This is a genomic window from Streptomyces sp. NPDC046805, from assembly GCF_040645355.1.
Lineage (GTDB): Bacteria > Actinomycetota > Actinomycetes > Streptomycetales > Streptomycetaceae > Streptomyces.
On the sequence record NZ_JBEYYC010000061.1, the window covers coordinates 1 to 16,358 of the forward strand.

Here is a 16,358-nt window from a genome sequence, read left to right on the forward strand (position 1 = left end):
AACCTCATGACCCGCCGCCTCACCCGCGAGACCACCCCCAACTGGCGCGACGCCTAAGCCAAATGAAACAGACATCGGAGAATCAAACGCTCACTTAGTGAGCGTTTGGTTCGCCTATCGGTCGGTCTATGACGATTCCGGCCTGCCAAACCCGGGTGCCGGCAGTGCAGTTCGCGGGGAATGTCACTTATGTGGCAGCCAATGGATCGGCAATGCGCCGGTTTCCTTGCATTAGCTCCCGTCTCATTCAAGAACCTACCGGTTCGCATGAAGTGAGAGCCCGCACTCCGGGTGCCTCGGACACCCCCGCACACGCCCTGCCCGGGCGAACCGCCATCGCATACCCAGACACCATGCAACCCTCACGGCCCTACCCGAGCGACCTGTCCGACGCCCGCTGGGAACTCATCCGCCCCACCCTCGAGGCCTGGCGCCAGGCCCGCAACGGCATCCGCAGACCCACCCACGACCTGCGCACCCTCATCAACGCCATCCTCTACGTCGACCGCACCGGCATCCCCTGGCGCTACCTGCCCCACGACTTCCCGCCCCACCAGACCGTCTACGGCTACTTCGCGCTCTGGGAGGCCGACGGCATCTTCGACCAACTGACCGGACTGTTACGCGGCAAAGTCCGCCAAGCGGAAGGCCGTACGACCGAGCCCAGCGCCTGCCTCATCGACAGCCAGAGCATCAAGACCTCCGCCACCGTCCCCCTGACCAGCCAAGGCATCGACCCGGCCAAGAAAATCATCGGCCGCAAACGCCACATCGTCACCGACACACTCGGCCTCCTCCTCGCCGTCGCCGTCACCGCCGCGAGCGTCCACGACTCCGCCGCCGGCACTCAACTCCTAGGACGAAATCACCGAGCACCACCCCACCATCACCAAAGCCTGGGCCGACAACGGCTACAAGACCAAAGCGGTGGAACACGCCGCCCAACTCGGCATCGACCTCGAAATCGTCCAGCGCGACCCCACCACCCGCGGCTTCCACGTCCAACCCCGCCGCTGGGTCATCGAACGCACCCTCGGCTGGCTCATGCACCACCGCCGCCTGACCCGCGACTACGAAACCCACCCCCACCGATCAGCCGCCATGATCCAACTCGCCGCCATCAACCTCATGACCCGCCGCCTCACCCACGAGACCACCCCCAACTGACGTAACACCTAAGCCAAATGAAACAGACATCGGAGAACCAAACGCTCACTTAGGAGGCCAGCAACCTGGTTGCACGGGTGCGGCTGCGTCTGCACAGTAGGGGTACGGAAAGAGCCCCTTGCCCATACCCTGGGGCCGACGTCTCGTTGGCGCATCAGGGGGCTGATCTGTGGCTACTCCCGTGACCCGCACTCAGTTGGAAGAACGTCTTCACGTCTATCTGACGAACCACTACATGCAACTGCATGGCACGTTGGTCAGCATCGCACTCGGGGCGGCCGGCTTTGCTGCCGCGAGCCTTGCCACCGCACCCCGAGGACAGGCTGACAGCAGCGGCGTCCTGTGGCTCATGTGGGTGGGCGGCCTGCTCGCGATCGCGGTGGTGTATGCCGGAACCGTCACGGGGGCCTTCACCCTGCCAGCCGGTATACCGAGCCTATGGGACTTGGTGCTCCCTCTCCTCATCGGCCTGGCTCAATTCATGGTCTTCGGGGTACTCACCCGCACCGTGGCGCCATTCACCAATCTCGATACAATAGTCGAGATGTGGCTCTTCGGCATGGCCGGAGTCGGCGGGTTCGGCGGGATTGGCATACTGCGAGCCAGGCGCCTCGTGAAGGTGAGTTCCTACGAGCCGACCCTGAACAGCGCAATGGAATACTACAGAGGGAGGCTCAAGTCCGACTCCATGGGGGCGAGCCTAACCGCGCTGATCAGTTGCCTCGGGGGTGTTCTCCTCGCGAGTGGCGTGCACCTCGATCTGGCTTGGACATATGCCTTCGTGTCTGCTGTAGTTGGGATGCTGGCCTTCTCATTGTGGAGGGAGCACATGACCGGTATTGAGTTGGCCAAGGAACTACGTGAGCCGTAAGGACTGTTCGCTCTGGATCCGCACCGCAACGCACGCCTCCGGAGAGCGCGTCCGTCCAGGGCCAATTTGCCGGTCAGGGCCTCGTATCAGTGGGAGTAGCCAGGGCCTGTCCACAGATAGTCCACGGCTGATCACCGCATTAGGAGTTCGATCGCCCCTCGGCACTGTCGGGGAGGCGCCCGGCCACGCCAGCCGTGCAGGATCGCCTAGGAGTGCTGGTGTACAGGGTCGTTGATGTCACCTGTGGATGTCAGAGCGGTGCAACCGCACGCGCTCGCTGGCGCGATGATCCTGTGGTTGACCTGGAGCGCATCAAGGCAGAGAGCGTGGCGTACTTCCGATCTCTTGATGAGGGGGCCACCCTGCGGTACCACTTTCGCCATGCCGACGAGGAGGGCGGCCTGTGGTATTTCGAGGCCGTACCCGACCGCGGTGAGTTGATCGCCATCAAGCAGGCCGAGCTGACTCCGGCCGGCCGACTCCACCGGTACAGCTGGGAGCACCTGGAGGACGAGCACGGGTTCCTGACGGACCAGGCGCTCGACCCTGAAGAGGACCCGCTGGAAGCCATCCCGGCCGAAGACTTCCAGCGGGTGTGGACTCAGTGACAGCGTTGGACAACCACTTTAGGAGCGAGGTTGGGCGATCCGGCGGCTGACCTGAAGTAAGCGGGCTCCGACGGATGTGGGTTCGTGCGCTGGCGGCGCCAGCGGTTCCCCGTGGCTCCCTGCTCGATCTGGCACGGTTGTGGCACGGGGAACTTCTGATCCTTCGCTCTGTCAGTTGATACAGTGTTCCACTGCCTCCGAGACCTCGATCAGGAGTTGTTCCACCTCCGCGCCCCATCGTGAGCTGATACCACGTCGCGGGCCGGATCCACCCACAGCAGTGGCTGCCACTGTTGCCGCGGGCACAGCGGTCGGTCTCCGGAGCCTTCGGCCATACCGTGCGGTCGTGGTTGAGCCACCAGGACAGGCATGAACGGCCCGCTCATGTCCGAGCGCCGCATGACTCACTGTCGGCGACGCGTGTGATCAGTCGGCAACTCACTCGGCCGTACGAGGACCGACGCGAAACAACGGGCATCCGGCGGCCGCCGCAGCGAAGCGCGCATCTCGCGCAGCGGTGAAGCAGCACCTGACAGGGGGAAGCGTCAGTGGATGGCCTGGGATCGAGCCTGGTGGCAGCGTCGCCAGTGGGACCAATCGAGCCGGAGGGCCGTGCCGTGGACCGGCCGGCCCTCTCACCGGGCGGGGACAGGGTCGGTCAGTGGTCGAGGTCGATCGTGAAGCGCCTCGTGCCCATACCGATCGTGTCGGCGTGGACCGAGCCACGGGTCCGGTCGAATGTTCCGGTGCCGCCGGTGATCGCGTTGTCGAACGAAGGGGGAGGGCCCGGGTTGAGAATGCCGAAGACCATCCCCTGCACGGTGAGTTGGCCGCCCGGGAGGTTGTAGTTCACGACGCACTCCTCCTCTCCGCCGTTGTCGACCCGGGTGGTGGTGCAGGTGCCGCCGGTTTCGCCGACCTGGTTGCCCTGCTCGTCGAAGAGGTCCGAGCGGAAGACGGTTCGATCGCCCTGGGCGGGGCTACCGCCGGGGTTGACGGGGAAACGCGTCTGCTGCGCGAGATGGCCGATGAGTGTGATGACTTGGTCTCCGGCCCTGGCGTGGGCGGAATCGGTGTCCGTCGCGGCTGCCGCGACAGGGGCGCAGGCGAGAAGGGTGACCAGCGCAGTGGCCGTGCCGAGACAGGCTGCTCTGATGGAGCGCATCGTGTGGCTCCTGAGGTTGATGCTCATGGATGGTCCGGTGACGCATTCATAACCTCGGCTCTTCCGCCGCCCGGAACGTCCCGGCGCGACCCACTGGAAGATCCGACCAGTCGGACCAACCCGGTGCGAGCGACGGCATGCCCGGCCGGACGAGTCGGGCAAACGCTGGTGCAGCACATTGGCCCCTGACTCGGACGAGTGCCGCCCCTGGGAACGGAAGCAGGCACTCACCTACCGGCCGGAGTGTCCGAGGAAAACCTCACCAGGCCTTCTTGGTGCCGCGTCGCCTACGCCTACGCCGCCCGCTGACCAGCGGGACAGAAGAAGCCCATGGCTCTGACCGGCTCAGATGCCGTGGGCTTCTGTCGTTGTTGGTCGCCCTCGGCTGACCTCGCACGTCCCAGCGACGGCCCCGGACTTCGTGCCAGGGCGTCGCTAGTTTGGAAGATCGCGTATGCGGATGGCCGTGTCGGCGGCGGCTGAACGCAGCGTTCGGCCGTCGTCGAGAGGCCGCTGAGCTGGCAATTTGCTGACCTGGGTGTGAGCGCGCGGCGCACCGTGGTTCCAGGCGAATCCGACACCGGGCCGGCGGAGTCGATTCCCTTCGCTTGCAGCCTGGTTGAGGACCAGGAGCGCTGAGTCCAAGGCTGGTTGTGGCGACGTTCAGTTGCCGAAGTGCTGGAGGAAGTCAGCAGCGATGGAGTACTTCCACAAGTACTCGAGGAAGCACTTGCGGAAGTCAGTACGGGGAGGCCGGGAAGCGGGAGCTGATGAGGGCTTCGGCTTCCGCCTCGGTCGCGACGGCGGGGGGCGAGCCGTCGAGGGGTTGTTGAGCCGTCTCCTTCATGAAGTAGACGGCGGTCATGCCGACCCCGGCGGCGGCCATGGCGTAGTAGGCGGGCATGAGGTCGGTGCCGGTGGCGGAGATGAGGCCGGTGATGACCAGGGGGGTCGTACCGCCGAAGAGGGAGGTGGCGAGGTTGTAGCCGATGGCGAGTCCGCCGTAGCGCGTGTCGGTGGGGAAGAGCGCGGGCAGCGCCGCGGACATGGTGCCGAGCAGGCAGACCAGGGGGAGACCGAGCAGCAGCATGCCGGCGGCCACGGCCGCGATGCTGCCCTGGCGCAGCAGCAGGAAGGCGGGGAGGGAGAGGACGAAGAAGCCCGCCATGCCGGCCATGAGCAGGGGTTTGCGGCCGACGCGGTCGTTGAGCCGGCCGACGAACGTGATGACGATCATCAGGAGCACCATCATCACCAGCAGGATGATCAGGCCGTGGGTCTCCGGGTAGCCGAGGGTGGCGGTCAGGTAGGTCGGCATGTACGACAGCAGCATGTAGTCGGTGATGTTGTACGCCGCGACCAGGGCGAAGCACAGCAGCAGGGCCCGCCAGTGCTCGGCGAAGATGCGCCGGAACTCCTCGCGCGGGGGTGCGTCGGGGTTGCCTTGTTCGAAGGAGACCGGGGCGGTGTGCTGGGCCTCGAGTTTGAGGTAGGCGGGGGTCTCGTCGAGCTTCAGCCGCAGGTACACACCGATGAGTCCGAGGGGTCCTGCGACGAGGAAGGGGACCCGCCAGCCCCAGGCGTTCATGGTCGGTGAGCCGAGCCAGGTGGTCATGACGGTGACCAGGGTGGCGGCGGCCACGTAGCCGGCGAGGGTGCCCAGCTCCAGGAAGCTGCAGAAGAAACCGCGCCGCCGGTCGGGGGCGTACTCGGCCATGAAGGTGGCCGCGCCGCCGTATTCGCCGCCGGTGGAGAAGCCCTGGACGAGGCGGAAGAAGACGAGAAGGGCGGGGGACCAGTTGCCGATGCTCGCATGGCTGGGGATGAGACCGATGCAGAAGGTGCCCAGCGCCATCATGATCATGGTGGTGGCGAGCACCGTCCGCCGGCCGATGCGGTCGCCCAGTGGGCCGAAGAACATGCCGCCGAGCGGGCGCACCAGAAACGCGATGGCGAAGGTCGCGAAGGAGGAGAGCAGCCGGGTGGTCTCGGTGCCGGAGGGGAAGAAGACGTTGCCGATGGTGACCGCGAGGTAGCTGTAGATCCCGAAGTCGAACCATTCCATGGCGTTTCCGAGCGCCGCGGCCTTCACCGCACGCTTGACCATGTGTTCGTCGGTCACGGTGATGTCGCTGCGGCGCAGCCGCGGGTGGGTGCGGCGGTAGACCGCGCGGAACAGGTTCCGGTGGCGCCGGTGCGCCTGCCACTCGTGTTCGCTGATGGTGTCGTCCGCGTCCTCAGTCACAGGTGCTGCCCCTCTCGCGGAACGCTGTGGGAACCGCGTGTGCCGCGTGCTGCGTGCTGCTTCTGGCGTCCGTGAAAAGCCACTTACCGCTCATTGTTCAGCAAAGGTGGCATGCAGACCGTCCGTCTGCCCCTCTGTCGTCTCTCTGTTCTCTCCCTGTCCGCCCGTCCACGGGGTTACACGCATCCCATTCCAGGGATAAGAAATTGGCTATATCCGAGGCTAATTTTTGATAGCGTGCGGAGTGGAGGTGGCGATGCCCAACCAACCCAGTCAGGACGAGCTGTTCGCGGCGGTGGACCAACTGCTGGCAGGCGAGCCGAAGTTGCCGCCGCCGGGGGAGAGGGCCCGGCTGCGCGAGTCGGCGGGTGTCACGCAGGCCCGGCTGGCTCAGGTGCTGCGGACCACGACGCAGACCGTGAAGAACTGGGAGAACGGCCGGTCCGAGCCACGTCCGCCACGCCGCCAGGCGTATCTGCGGCTGCTGGAGGGCTGGGCGTCGAAGCACCCGACCGAACCGGCCACCGAGCCCGCCCCGCACATCTTCGCCGGGCCCGCGCCGCAGCTCCTCACCGAGGCCGTCACCGAGGCTGCCCCGCAGCCCGTCACCGAGCCCGTCACCGAGCCTGCGCCCGCGTCCCGGCAACCCGTGCCCGGCGCCAGGAGCGCCGACGCCACGGCACCCGCGCCCGTCGACCCTCCGCGCGCCCACCGGCCTGCCCCGGCTGCGTCCCGCCCGGCCGCCGCACCCAGGTCGGCCCCGACCTCCCGGCGCCCGTCGCGAGCGAAGGCGGCCGTACCTGCAACCGACTCCCGCGACGACCGCTTCTCCAACGGCCCCCTCGCCGTACTGGACGGGGACGGCACCGCGTACGGCCTGGGCGGCGTGCTGCTGGAGTGCCCGGCTACCACGATTCCGCAGCTGGTGAACTGGGTGCTGGACGAGTCCGGGATCGGCGCGGCCCGGCTGCACCGGCACGGCAAGGACTCCGACCCGCTGATCGTCCTGACCGCGGCGGCGGCCGCGCGGTTCGGGCTGCCGGAGCGGCTGGAAGACCGCAGGAACCTTCGGTTCGCCCAGGACCATCCCGTCGTCAGGCAACTCGCCCGCGCCAAATGGAAGCTGACCCAGCGCGGGTTCGGTCCCTGGCCGCGGATCTACCGGCCCGCGCAGGCCGGCCGACGGCAGTGCGTGCAGCTGGCGATCCTGCCCTGGGACGCCCTCGACACCCGCGCCTGGGGCGACGCCGCCCGGTTGCACCCCGCCGATCTGGCCCGCGTCCTCGGCGTCTTCGCGACCAGGGTCCTCACCCCCCGCGGCTCGACGGCCGTGACGGGCCTGGAGCTGATGACGGCGCTGCGGCCGCCGACCCGCCCGGTCAAGGACGAGACGACCGGTGAATGGGTCTCCGGCCCGAACCCGGGCGCGCTCACCACACCGTTGGACCCGGCGCCACCGGAGGCTCCCCTCGAACACCCCGTCGCGCAGGGCTGGGAGCACGGCTTCCTCGACGAAGAGGCCTGCCAGTGGGTGCGCGATCCCCGGCTGCTGTCGGACGAGGAGTGCCTCCGGCCGTACGCCGTGGGCATCGACATCAACACCGCTTTCCTCGCGGCCGCCGCCCGCCTCACGGTCGGCCTGAGCGAGCCGGTGCACCACACCGCGCCCGTGTTCGACAAGAAGGTCCCGGGCACCTGGCTGGTGGACCTCTCCTCCCTTGAATCAGACCCGCGCCTGCCTAACCCCTTCACCCCCACCGGGCAGCGCCCCGAAGGGCCCGGCTGGTACGCCACGCCGACCCTCGCCTACGCCGAGGAACTCGGCCACGACGTCCGCCCGATCGAGGCGTATCTGCGCGAGGAGACGGGCGCGTACCTGGACCCGTGGCACGACCGGCTCAAGGACGCCTACCTCACCACCAGCGCGGACATGGGCATCCCCATCGACAAGGACACCGACCCCGCCCGGTTCCTCACCGCCATGGCCCTGCACAAGACGTACGCGTCCGCCGACGAAAGCGACCTCGACCGCCTGCGCACCGCCCTCGCCGAACTCCCGGCAGGCCGCCCCGAACTGAGCGACGAGCAGCTGTCCGCTGCCGTCCGCCGGCACCGGCAGGGCGCCATGGTGCTGTCGGCGATCAAGTCGACGGTCAAGGGCGGCATCGGCAAACTCCGCGAACGCCCCCAGGGCCGCCACTACAAGGACGGGGACCGCTGGCCCGCCCTGGAGCGCCCCACCTGGAACCCGTACATCCGCGCGGCGGTCATCGCCAAGGCCCGGGTGAACATGCACCGCAAGATGGCCAAGCTCGCCGCCCTCACCGGCCTGTACCCGCTCGCGGTGCTCTCGGACTGCGTCGTCTACGCGGGCGACACCCCCTCGCCGCTGGGCCTCCTGCCGTCCAACGGCGACGGAACCCCCGTCTACGGCACCTTCCGTGTCGGCGTGAACCCGGGCTTCTGCAAACTGGAGGGCGTCCAGGAGATGGCCTGGGCGGTCGATCTGATGGAGCAGGGCTACAACCCCGCCCGCCACATCAAGGGCGACGGCCACGACGCCGTCCTCGAGGAAGGGGAGTAGCCCGTGGGAGACATCGACGAGGCCCTGGAACGCGCCGGGCAGGAGGCGTTCACCCGTAAGCCGCCCACGACGCTCAAAGGGCAGATCAACTACCTGATGAGGCAGTTGAAGACGACGAAGGCCGTCGCCCGGGAGATCGGGGTCAGTCAGCGTTCGGTGGAGCGCTACCGAACCGGCGAGCGCAAGCACCCGCCGAAGGCGATCGTCGACCGCATCGACGCCGCCGTACGCGCCCGCTGGCAGCCGCAGATCCGCAAGCGGCGCCGGGAACAGGCCGCCACCACGGGTGGGATCACCGTGGAGACCCGCGCCCAGTTCGGCTACACCGCGCCGATCGGCACCACCGACGACGGCCGCCTCCGCCGGCTGACCGTCCACCTCCCGCCCGAGTACGCGCGCCGCCTGTTCGACGCCCGCGAACAGGGGGCGGGCGATCGGCAGATGCGGGACATCGTCGCCGAAGGACTGCAGGAGGTGTATTTCAAGGACGGCGGGCGACGCGCCCGGGATCTCGAAGTCAGCCTCAACACCATCGACTACTTCGACGTCTCCTTCTGACCGGCGCGATCAGCCCACCGCCTCGCGCATACGACCCAGGATGTCCCGCAAAATGCCCGGCGACGTACCGAAGTTGAGCCGGACGAAGCCCTCGCCGTCCGGCCCGAAGGCACGGCCGTCGTTCAGCAGGACACGGGCCTTCTCCAGGAAGAACGTGTACGGGTCGGGGGAGAGGTCGAGGGCGCGGCAGTCCAGCCAGGCGAGGAAGCCGGCCTCCGGGGCGCGGTATCCGACGCCGGGCGGCAGCTGCTCACGCACCAGCCCCACGTTCCGTTCCAGGACCGTCCGCAGCTGCGACATCCAGGAGTCGCCGTCCCGCCAGGCCGCCAAGGTGGCCGCCACACCGAAGGTGTTGGACTCGCCGTACAGATGGGTCGGACGCGAGAGGGCCTCACGCACGTCGGCCGCACCGATGTGGGCGACGGCGCACCGCACCCCCGGCACATTGAACGCCTTGGTCGCCGACGTCAGCGTCACCGTCCGCGCGGCTACCTCGGGCGACAGGGAGGCGAAGGGAATGTGCCGGTGCGGGCTGTGCACGAGCTCGGAGTGGATCTCGTCGGAGACGACCAACAGGTCGTGACGCCGGGCCAGTTCGGCGAGCGTCTCCAGCTCCTCGCGGCGCAGCACCCGTCCCGTGGGGTTGTGCGGGTTGACCAGCAGCAGCACCCGGCATCCGTCGTCGGCCAGCTCCCGGTCGAGTCGCTCGGCGTCGAAGACCCAGCCGCCGTCCTCCAGGCGGTACGGCACCGGGCGCAGACGCCGCTCCATGCCCGTCACCGTTTCCAGGAACGGCGGATACGTCGGAGTGTGCACGGCGATGCCGTCGCCGGGGCGCGTGGCGACGTGCAGCACGGCCTGCAGCCCCTGGTTGATGTCGGTGAACTCCCGTACGTGGTCCGGGTCGAGCACCCAGCCGTGACGCTCGCGCATGCGCTCCGCGAAGGCGGCCCGCACGGGGTTCTGGTGGATGCGTCCGTCCCACGCGGGGTATCCCAGGTCCTCTTCCACACACCGCAGCAGGGCCTCCCGCACGGCAGGAGGCGGCGGGAAGTCCATCTCCGCGACCCACGCCGGGAGCACACCCGGCTCGGCCCGGCTCCACTTCACTCCCGGACGCCGGGCCAACGCCGGCAGATCGAGGTCGTCGAACATGGCCATCCCTACTCCTGTCCCTCGGACACCAGTAGGGGTGTATCCGGTGCGGCCACGCGGCAACCCCGTGAGGGGCAGCCGACCGCTCGCCGGCCCCTGCGGGTCGCGGGCCCGCAATGCCACCGCCGCCGCGAGCCCTGCACCGGCGCTGTGACCGGCGACCGCGATCCGGTTCGGTTCAGGCCCCATCCGGGGCGGTCGCGGCGTCGGAAATCGCCCCGGTGCCCGTATGACGTCCAGACCCGTGCACGATGGTCGGCCGCCGTCTCCAGCGGTCAGCCCGCAACACGCCGCTCGGCAACGTACGACGGGCACGCGGCGTCAGGAGCTGAACAGGTCGGGGTTCTCACGGACGTAGTCGGCCACCCCCGATGGAGGCCGCCCGATGATCCGCTCGACCCCTTCCGCCTTGCGGTCGTACCGATTCTCGGCGTGAAGGCGAGCCATGGTGGAGATGTGTTGGAAGACGTGGTCGGGCAGTCCCAACGGCCTGAGATCGTCGTCGATCCATTCCTGCAGGGGGACGTCGGCGTAACCGACCGGTCGGCCGAGGGCTTCGGACACCTCCGCCGCCATGGCGGTGACGTCCTGTGAGCACGGGCCGGTCAGCTCGTAGGTTCGGCCGATGTGCGGGGCGGGATCGGCCAGGATCTCCTCCACGACCGCGGCTACGTCCCTGGCCGCCACGGGGGAGGTTTTGGCCCGGCCGAAGGGCAGCCTGATGCTGTCGTCCTTCGCGATCGAGGAAAAGCCCACACGGAACAGCGGGTTCTCCATGAACACGGTGGGCCTGACCTGGACGACGGGCAGGCCTGACCAGCCGAGGACCTGCTCGACCAGCCACTGCTGCCGCTGCTGTACGGACTCGGAGGTGCTGGTGAGGTCCATCTCGGAGACGGTCAGCTGCGACATGTTCACGAACGCTTCCAGGCGCTCGTACGCACGCGTGACGGCCGCCACTGTCACGGCAGCCTCCAGGTACTGCGCCGACACGCCCATGCCGAAGTAGATACGTCCACAGCCGGCCAGGGCGTCGGCGACGTCGCCCGCGCGCGTCAGGTCTCCGACGACGACCTCGGCGCCCGTCGCGCGCAGCGCGTCCGCCCGCTCGTCATCGCGACGCACCATGGCGCGGACGGGCAGGTTCCGTCGCCGAAGGCCTTCGACCACGGATCGTCCGACGGCGCCGACACTGCCCGCCGCGCCTGTCACCAGAATGGGTAACACGCTGGATTCCGGGGTGCGGTCGGTGCGGTCCATAGGGGCAGCCTGTTGTGCGCACAGCCGGGGCGCAACTGGAGCCCGACGAGCCGTCGGCGCTGTGGTGACGGTCGGGCTCGTGCGACGGGACAGGCGTACTCAACGAGCCGACCAAGCGCTCAGCCGCTTCCTCATGGAGAAGTATGGAGACGTCAAGATGCATGGGCTCCTGTTCGGTCATCCTGACCGAGGTCAACGAGGCTCGGCACCGCTATGACCTGGCGGGTCAGCGACAGGACCCTTGTCGTGATGGTCGCGGATGGCGTCCAGGACCTCGGCGAGCTGGCCGCGGGCCGCAGCTGAGCGCAGGTGGTCCAGGTAGTCGCGGGATTCGACGATCTTTCCGTCCCTGACGCGCATGATGAAGACGCCCGGGATGGTGAAGGGTTCGCCGGTCTCCACCACGATGCCTTCGTACTGGAACTCGGCCACGATGACCTCGGGATCGGTGGTCTCGTGGACGTTGATCCGGGTCGGCCGACGCCTCAGGGTCCGGGCCGGGTACGGCTGCGCCCCGCCGCCGAAGTGGGCTCGTAGCGCTTCTTGGGAGAGCAGCGGCGGCGCCCCCACCGGGTGGAACGGGTGGCAGACATCGGTCTGCTCCGCATACAGGTCCACTACGTCCGCCCAGCGCTCTTCACAGACGCCGTGCACCAGTTTCAGGAAAACTTCGCGAGGAGTCTCGGTCACCGGTTCACCGTAGCCCGGCCGCCTTGGGAGCAATGCTCAGTACCTGTGGATCACTCCTGACGGAAGGAGGCGTACCTTCCCGATGGATCGATCGATAGGTCATCGAGCAAGGCCGACGTTGGCGCGTCGGTCGGGAAGGCACGCCCGTGCTTACGGTAGTCACCGAGGACGGCAGCACGCCAAGTGGCAGTTCGTTGTTGGACGAGATTGTCCGGGAGGGCGCACGGCGGATGCTGGCCGCCGCGCTGGAGGCCGAGGTCAACCAGTACATAGCCGAGTTGGCCGATGAGCGCGATGACAAGGGGCGCCGCCTGGTGGTCCGCAACGGCTATCACCAGCCCCGGCAGGTCACCACTGCGGCTGGCGCGGTCGAGGTGAAAGCGCCGCGGGTGAACGACAAACGCCTCGACGAGGCCACGGGCGAGCGTAAGCGGTTCTCCTCCGCAATCCTGCCGCCGTGGTGCCGCAAGTCCCCGAAGATCAGCGAGGTGCTGCCGCTGCTCTACCTGCACGGCCTGTCCTCCGGCGACTTCGTTCCTGCCCTGGAGCAGTTCCTCGGCTCCTCCGCCGGGCTCTCGGCGGCGACGGTCACCCGGCTGACCCAGCAGTGGCAGGCCGACCACACTGCCTTCATGGACCGCGACCTCGCGGAAGTCGACTACGTCTACGTGTGGGCCGACGGTATCCACCTCAACGTCCGCCTGGAGGAGGCCAAGGCGTGCGTCCTGGTGCTCATCGGGGTCCGTGCCGACGGCTCCAAGGAGCTGGTCGCACTCAAGGACGGTTACCGCGAGTCGGGCGAGTCGTGGGCCGACCTGCTGCGCGACTGCGCCCGCCGGGGCATGCGTGCCCCGGTCCTCGCGGTCGGAGACGGTGCCCTGGGCTTCTGGAAAGCCCTCGCGGAGGTGTTCCCTGACACCCGTGAGCAGCGGTGCTGGGTTCACAAAACAGCCAACGTCCTCGACTCCATGCCGAAGTCCGCGCAGCCCGGCGCGAAGAAGGCCATCCAGGACATCTACAACGCCGAGGACCGTGACCACGCGGCACGAGCGATCAAGACATTCGAGAAGCTCTACGGTGCGAAGTTCCCCAAGGCGGTCAAAAAGATCACCGATGGCCAGGAGCAACTGCTGGCGTTCTACGCCTTTCCGGCCGAGCACTGGATCCACCTGCGCACCACGAACCCCATCGAGTCGACCTTCTCCACGGTCCGGCTGCGGACCAAGGTCACCCGTGGCGCAGGCTCCCGCATTGCCGCCCTGGCCATGGTCTTCAAGCTCGTTGAGTCCGCCGAGCAGCGGTGGCGGGCCGTGAACGCGCCCCACCTCGTCGCCCTCGTCCGTGCCGGAGCCCGCTTCGAGGGCGGCCGCCTTGTCGAGCGCCCCGAGATCCTCGCGGCCTGATCGAAGCCGCGAGGAGCGGGCCGGCCGCAGGCGCGGGACTACTCCACGCGGGACGGCTGCCCGGTGCTGGCGCGCAAGGCTTGCGTGAACCACGTGAACACCGGAGCCAGGCTGGGCGGGACGGGCCATCCGTTAATGACGGCGAGCAGATGCCAGTAGCGTTCCGCGCGGGGGTCGCCAGCGATCTCCAGGCGTGTCAGCAGCCAGTGGCGCAGGTCGGCGTCGTCGGCACGGCTGAAGGTCTGCGCATAGCGGGCGGTGAGAGCGTCGATGACCGGTGCGGCCTCGGCGGAGGCCGGGGCGATGCCTGCATCGATCGCGCGGCCGACGCTGTCCCGGACGGTCTCGGTGAGGTCGTGGTGCAAGCCCGTGGCATCGCCCTGGGCGCGCTCGGCCGCCTGGTACTGCGCCATGCGGCGCACGGCCGCGCGGAAGTCGGGATCCTGGGTGAGCTCGGCAAGTTCCACCCAGGCGTCGACCTGCTCGGGTTCGGGGTCGTCAGGCAGCTCGGGCATGGCCGAGCGCATCATGTCGACGAAGTCGGCGTTGGCATCGAGTCCGCCGAACGTGTCGTCGATAAAGTCGGTGATCAGACGTCGGCGTTCGTCGTCGGAAAGCTTGGCGAGCTTGTGCATGAGGTCCATCTCCTCGGGGCTGGAGCCGCGTTTGGCCACCGCGCGCAACACAGCGCGCCGCAGTCGCAGAGTCCGGATCTGCACCTCCAGGGCATCGGCGTGTGCGGCCGCGACCTCGGGCACGGACACCTCCCGGTCCAACACCTGCCGGATGACGGAAAGGTCGAGTCCCAGGTCACGCAGGGTGCGCACCAGATCCAGACGCGTGAGCGCGCCGATGTCGTAGAGCCGGTAGCCAGCCGGGCTGCGGTCTGTCGGCGGCACGATCCCGGTGTCGGAGTAGAACCGGATGGTCTTGACCGTCAGCCCAGTCCGCCGGGCCAGGTCACCGATCGTGAAGAGCGTGTCGCCGTTCATGCCCTCACTCTCGCGCCTCCCCCTACGGGAGACTCAAGCCTCCCTCTCCCCGCTGGTTCAACAATCCACAGGTATTGACAATTACTCCCGCCTTGGGGACGGACCGGGTCATGGGCATAGGAGAACTCCGTAGTGATCGAGAACCAGTGGAGACATCTCCGGCGTCTTGAGAAGCTTTCGGCACCAACCCCCACGACCGTCCCATCCCCACGCGTCACATGGCAGCACACGATCGGAGGGACGGGGGTCAAACTAAGCACCTCGTTCGAAACGAACTGGGGCGCCTCGTGCCCGACGGCACTGATCCCCCCCGAGTCCTGAGGTCGCCCCCGACGCAGTGGCAAATCGATGGCTCACGTGAGTCGTTCGGCCTCACCCTGTACGCCGTGGAAGAACCGCAACGCAGGATCCGCGCACTCCACACAGAATTCACGATCACCGTCTACGGGAGATCGGCATGCCGGCGGTTCGCCAAAGCCGTTTCCCCGCCGTGTGGAAGCGGGACAGGATGACGTGGAGCACCAAGGCGCGTTCACAGACTCTTACCGTGGCCGAGACGCTCTAGGCATGGCAGGCTGAGGACTCCAGGGGAGGGTACCGATGACCGATGAGTGGTGTGCATCGTGAGATCGCAGGTCACGGGTCTGGTGTGAGTGACGATTCGGGTACTTGTGCCGGTCGGTGGCCGATGACCATGGCGTAGATCATCGGGCAGGTCCGGTTCCGACGGTCTGCCGGGTTCGGCTGCGCCCGCGACCGACCCCCGTCTACGATCCGTCAGCAGGTCGGCACGCCGTGAGGGCGCGGGAGGCTGCGGAGATGCAGGAGCGGCAGTGGATCACCGCTCGCCGGAGCGAACTGAACTCCCTTGCTGAGCAGTTGACCAAGCAGCTGCAGGAGGTCCAGGTCGAGCGGGACGAACTGGCGATCGCGGAGCGGGTGTTGAACCGCTTGGCCGAGCAGGCCCAGGCCGAGGCTGTCGCTCCGGTATCGGCGAAGGTGGCCGGGAGGGCGGTACTGCTCATCCCGCACCGCAGCGACGCGGCCGACGAGGGCGCGTTGCCTGGCGACTACCGCAAGATCCTGGCTACCGTGCGGGAGGCCGACGGCCCGGTGCAGGTCAAGGCAGTCGGCGAGCGGCTGGGCCTGGACACCTCGGTGCGCGGCAAGCTGGAGCCGCTGCGGGCGAAGATGGCCAAGCTCGCCGACCGCGGCTGGCTGCACAAGCGAGGCGACGGGTGGTTCACCGTACGTCCGTGACCACGCAGAGCGAGGCGTAACTGGCGGACTTTCGGCGGCAGTTGAGTTTGGGGTGAAGAAAAACAACGGTCACGTCGAGGGCCCTGACGGCCTTGTCTACACCGCCCGCCTGCCGCCTGCTGGCCGCCCGCGCCCCGCGCCTGGACCGCGCGCTCAAGAACATCGCCCGAAAGGGCGGCGGAGTGGTTCTGCTGGACGGCTCCCTCATACGCGCCCGTCGGCACGCCGGGGCGGACAACCGGAGGAACCACTCGGGCAAGCACAAATGCTATGGATTGCTCGTGATCGCGCTCACCGACGACTGCGGCCGGCTGGTGTGGATCTCCGCGGTGCGGCCCGGACGCACGTCGGAGATCACCGCTTGCCGGCACGACAAGCTCACCGCCCACCTGCGGGCGGC

At 68.1% G+C, this 16,358-nt stretch carries 13 protein-coding genes and 3 pseudogenes; 9 read left to right on the plus strand and 7 right to left on the minus strand.

Annotation, left to right across the window (positions count from 1 at the left end):
* The first annotated feature begins 353 nt into the window (after window positions 1-353).
* The 3 genes and pseudogenes from ABZ910_RS35285 to ABZ910_RS35295 all read left to right on the plus strand — a co-directional run bounded on the left by ABZ910_RS35285 (window position 354) and on the right by ABZ910_RS35295 (window position 2,646).
* Window positions 354-1,167 (plus strand): annotated as a pseudogene (locus ABZ910_RS35285) (IS5 family transposase).
* Between the two features lie 181 nt (window positions 1,168-1,348).
* Window positions 1,349-2,038 (plus strand): hypothetical protein, encoded by a 690-nt coding sequence (locus ABZ910_RS35290; protein ID WP_361373353.1) that lies wholly within the window; start codon window positions 1,349-1,351, stop codon window positions 2,036-2,038.
* 293 nt (window positions 2,039-2,331) lie between these two features.
* Complete coding sequence (locus tag ABZ910_RS35295; RefSeq protein WP_361373355.1) at window positions 2,332-2,646, plus strand: hypothetical protein; 315 nt, start codon at window positions 2,332-2,334, stop codon at window positions 2,644-2,646.
* A 658-nt stretch (window positions 2,647-3,304) separates the two neighbouring features.
* Here ABZ910_RS35295 and ABZ910_RS35300 read toward each other — a convergent pair.
* Window positions 3,305-3,811, minus strand: a complete 507-nt coding sequence (locus ABZ910_RS35300; RefSeq protein WP_361373357.1) for a hypothetical protein — start codon at window positions 3,809-3,811, stop codon at window positions 3,305-3,307.
* A gap of 739 nt (window positions 3,812-4,550) precedes the next feature.
* Window positions 4,551-6,056: an MFS transporter gene (locus tag ABZ910_RS35305; RefSeq protein ID WP_361373359.1), complete on the minus strand. Its 1,506-nt coding sequence runs from the start codon at window positions 6,054-6,056 to the stop codon at window positions 4,551-4,553.
* A 256-nt stretch (window positions 6,057-6,312) separates the two neighbouring features.
* On the opposite strand from ABZ910_RS35305, the gene ABZ910_RS35310 reads away from it, so the two are divergent.
* Both ABZ910_RS35310 and ABZ910_RS35315 read left to right on the plus strand, forming a co-directional pair.
* Window positions 6,313-8,640 (plus strand): helix-turn-helix domain-containing protein, encoded by a 2,328-nt coding sequence (locus ABZ910_RS35310; RefSeq protein ID WP_361373361.1) that lies wholly within the window; start codon window positions 6,313-6,315, stop codon window positions 8,638-8,640.
* A gap of 3 nt (window positions 8,641-8,643) precedes the next feature.
* Window positions 8,644-9,198, plus strand: coding sequence for an XRE family transcriptional regulator (locus tag ABZ910_RS35315; protein ID WP_361373363.1), 555 nt, complete (start codon window positions 8,644-8,646; stop codon window positions 9,196-9,198).
* Between the two features lie 9 nt (window positions 9,199-9,207).
* On the opposite strand, the gene ABZ910_RS35320 is transcribed toward ABZ910_RS35315, so the two are convergent.
* The 4 genes and pseudogenes from ABZ910_RS35320 to ABZ910_RS35335 all read right to left on the minus strand — a co-directional run bounded on the left by ABZ910_RS35320 (window position 9,208) and on the right by ABZ910_RS35335 (window position 12,303).
* On the minus strand, window positions 9,208-10,359 hold the full coding sequence (locus tag ABZ910_RS35320; protein ID WP_361373377.1) for an aminotransferase class I/II-fold pyridoxal phosphate-dependent enzyme: 1,152 nt from the start codon (window positions 10,357-10,359) through the stop codon (window positions 9,208-9,210).
* 93 nt (window positions 10,360-10,452) lie between these two features.
* Window positions 10,453-10,542, minus strand: a pseudogene (locus ABZ910_RS35325) (alpha/beta hydrolase fold domain-containing protein); the annotation flags it as partial.
* A 132-nt stretch (window positions 10,543-10,674) separates the two neighbouring features.
* Window positions 10,675-11,613: an NAD(P)H-binding protein gene (locus ABZ910_RS35330; protein ID WP_361373365.1), complete on the minus strand. Its 939-nt coding sequence runs from the start codon at window positions 11,611-11,613 to the stop codon at window positions 10,675-10,677.
* Between the two features lie 192 nt (window positions 11,614-11,805).
* A complete protein-coding gene (locus ABZ910_RS35335) occupies window positions 11,806-12,303 on the minus strand; it encodes a nuclear transport factor 2 family protein (RefSeq protein ID WP_361373367.1) in 498 nt (165 codons plus the stop codon).
* A gap of 146 nt (window positions 12,304-12,449) precedes the next feature.
* On the opposite strand from ABZ910_RS35335, the gene ABZ910_RS35340 reads away from it, so the two are divergent.
* Window positions 12,450-13,706 carry an IS256 family transposase gene (locus ABZ910_RS35340; RefSeq protein ID WP_361373369.1) on the plus strand — a complete coding sequence of 419 codons (1,257 nt, stop codon included), beginning with the start codon at window positions 12,450-12,452 and terminating at the stop codon, window positions 13,704-13,706.
* Window positions 13,707-13,744: 38 nt separating this feature from the next.
* On the opposite strand, the gene ABZ910_RS35345 is transcribed toward ABZ910_RS35340, so the two are convergent.
* Window positions 13,745-14,698, minus strand: coding sequence for a MerR family transcriptional regulator (locus ABZ910_RS35345; RefSeq protein WP_361373371.1), 954 nt, complete (start codon window positions 14,696-14,698; stop codon window positions 13,745-13,747).
* A 386-nt stretch (window positions 14,699-15,084) separates the two neighbouring features.
* On the opposite strand from ABZ910_RS35345, the pseudogene ABZ910_RS35350 reads away from it, so the two are divergent.
* From ABZ910_RS35350 to ABZ910_RS35360, 3 genes and pseudogenes are all read left to right on the plus strand, one after another.
* Window positions 15,085-15,212: pseudogene (locus tag ABZ910_RS35350) on the plus strand (DUF4291 domain-containing protein); the annotation flags it as partial.
* Window positions 15,213-15,517: 305 nt separating this feature from the next.
* Entirely contained in the window at window positions 15,518-15,958 is a 441-nt protein-coding gene (locus ABZ910_RS35355; protein WP_361373373.1) for a hypothetical protein, read from the plus strand.
* A gap of 92 nt (window positions 15,959-16,050) precedes the next feature.
* Window positions 16,051-16,358 (plus strand): transposase (locus tag ABZ910_RS35360; protein WP_361373375.1); only part of this gene is annotated, 308 nt, incomplete at its 3' end.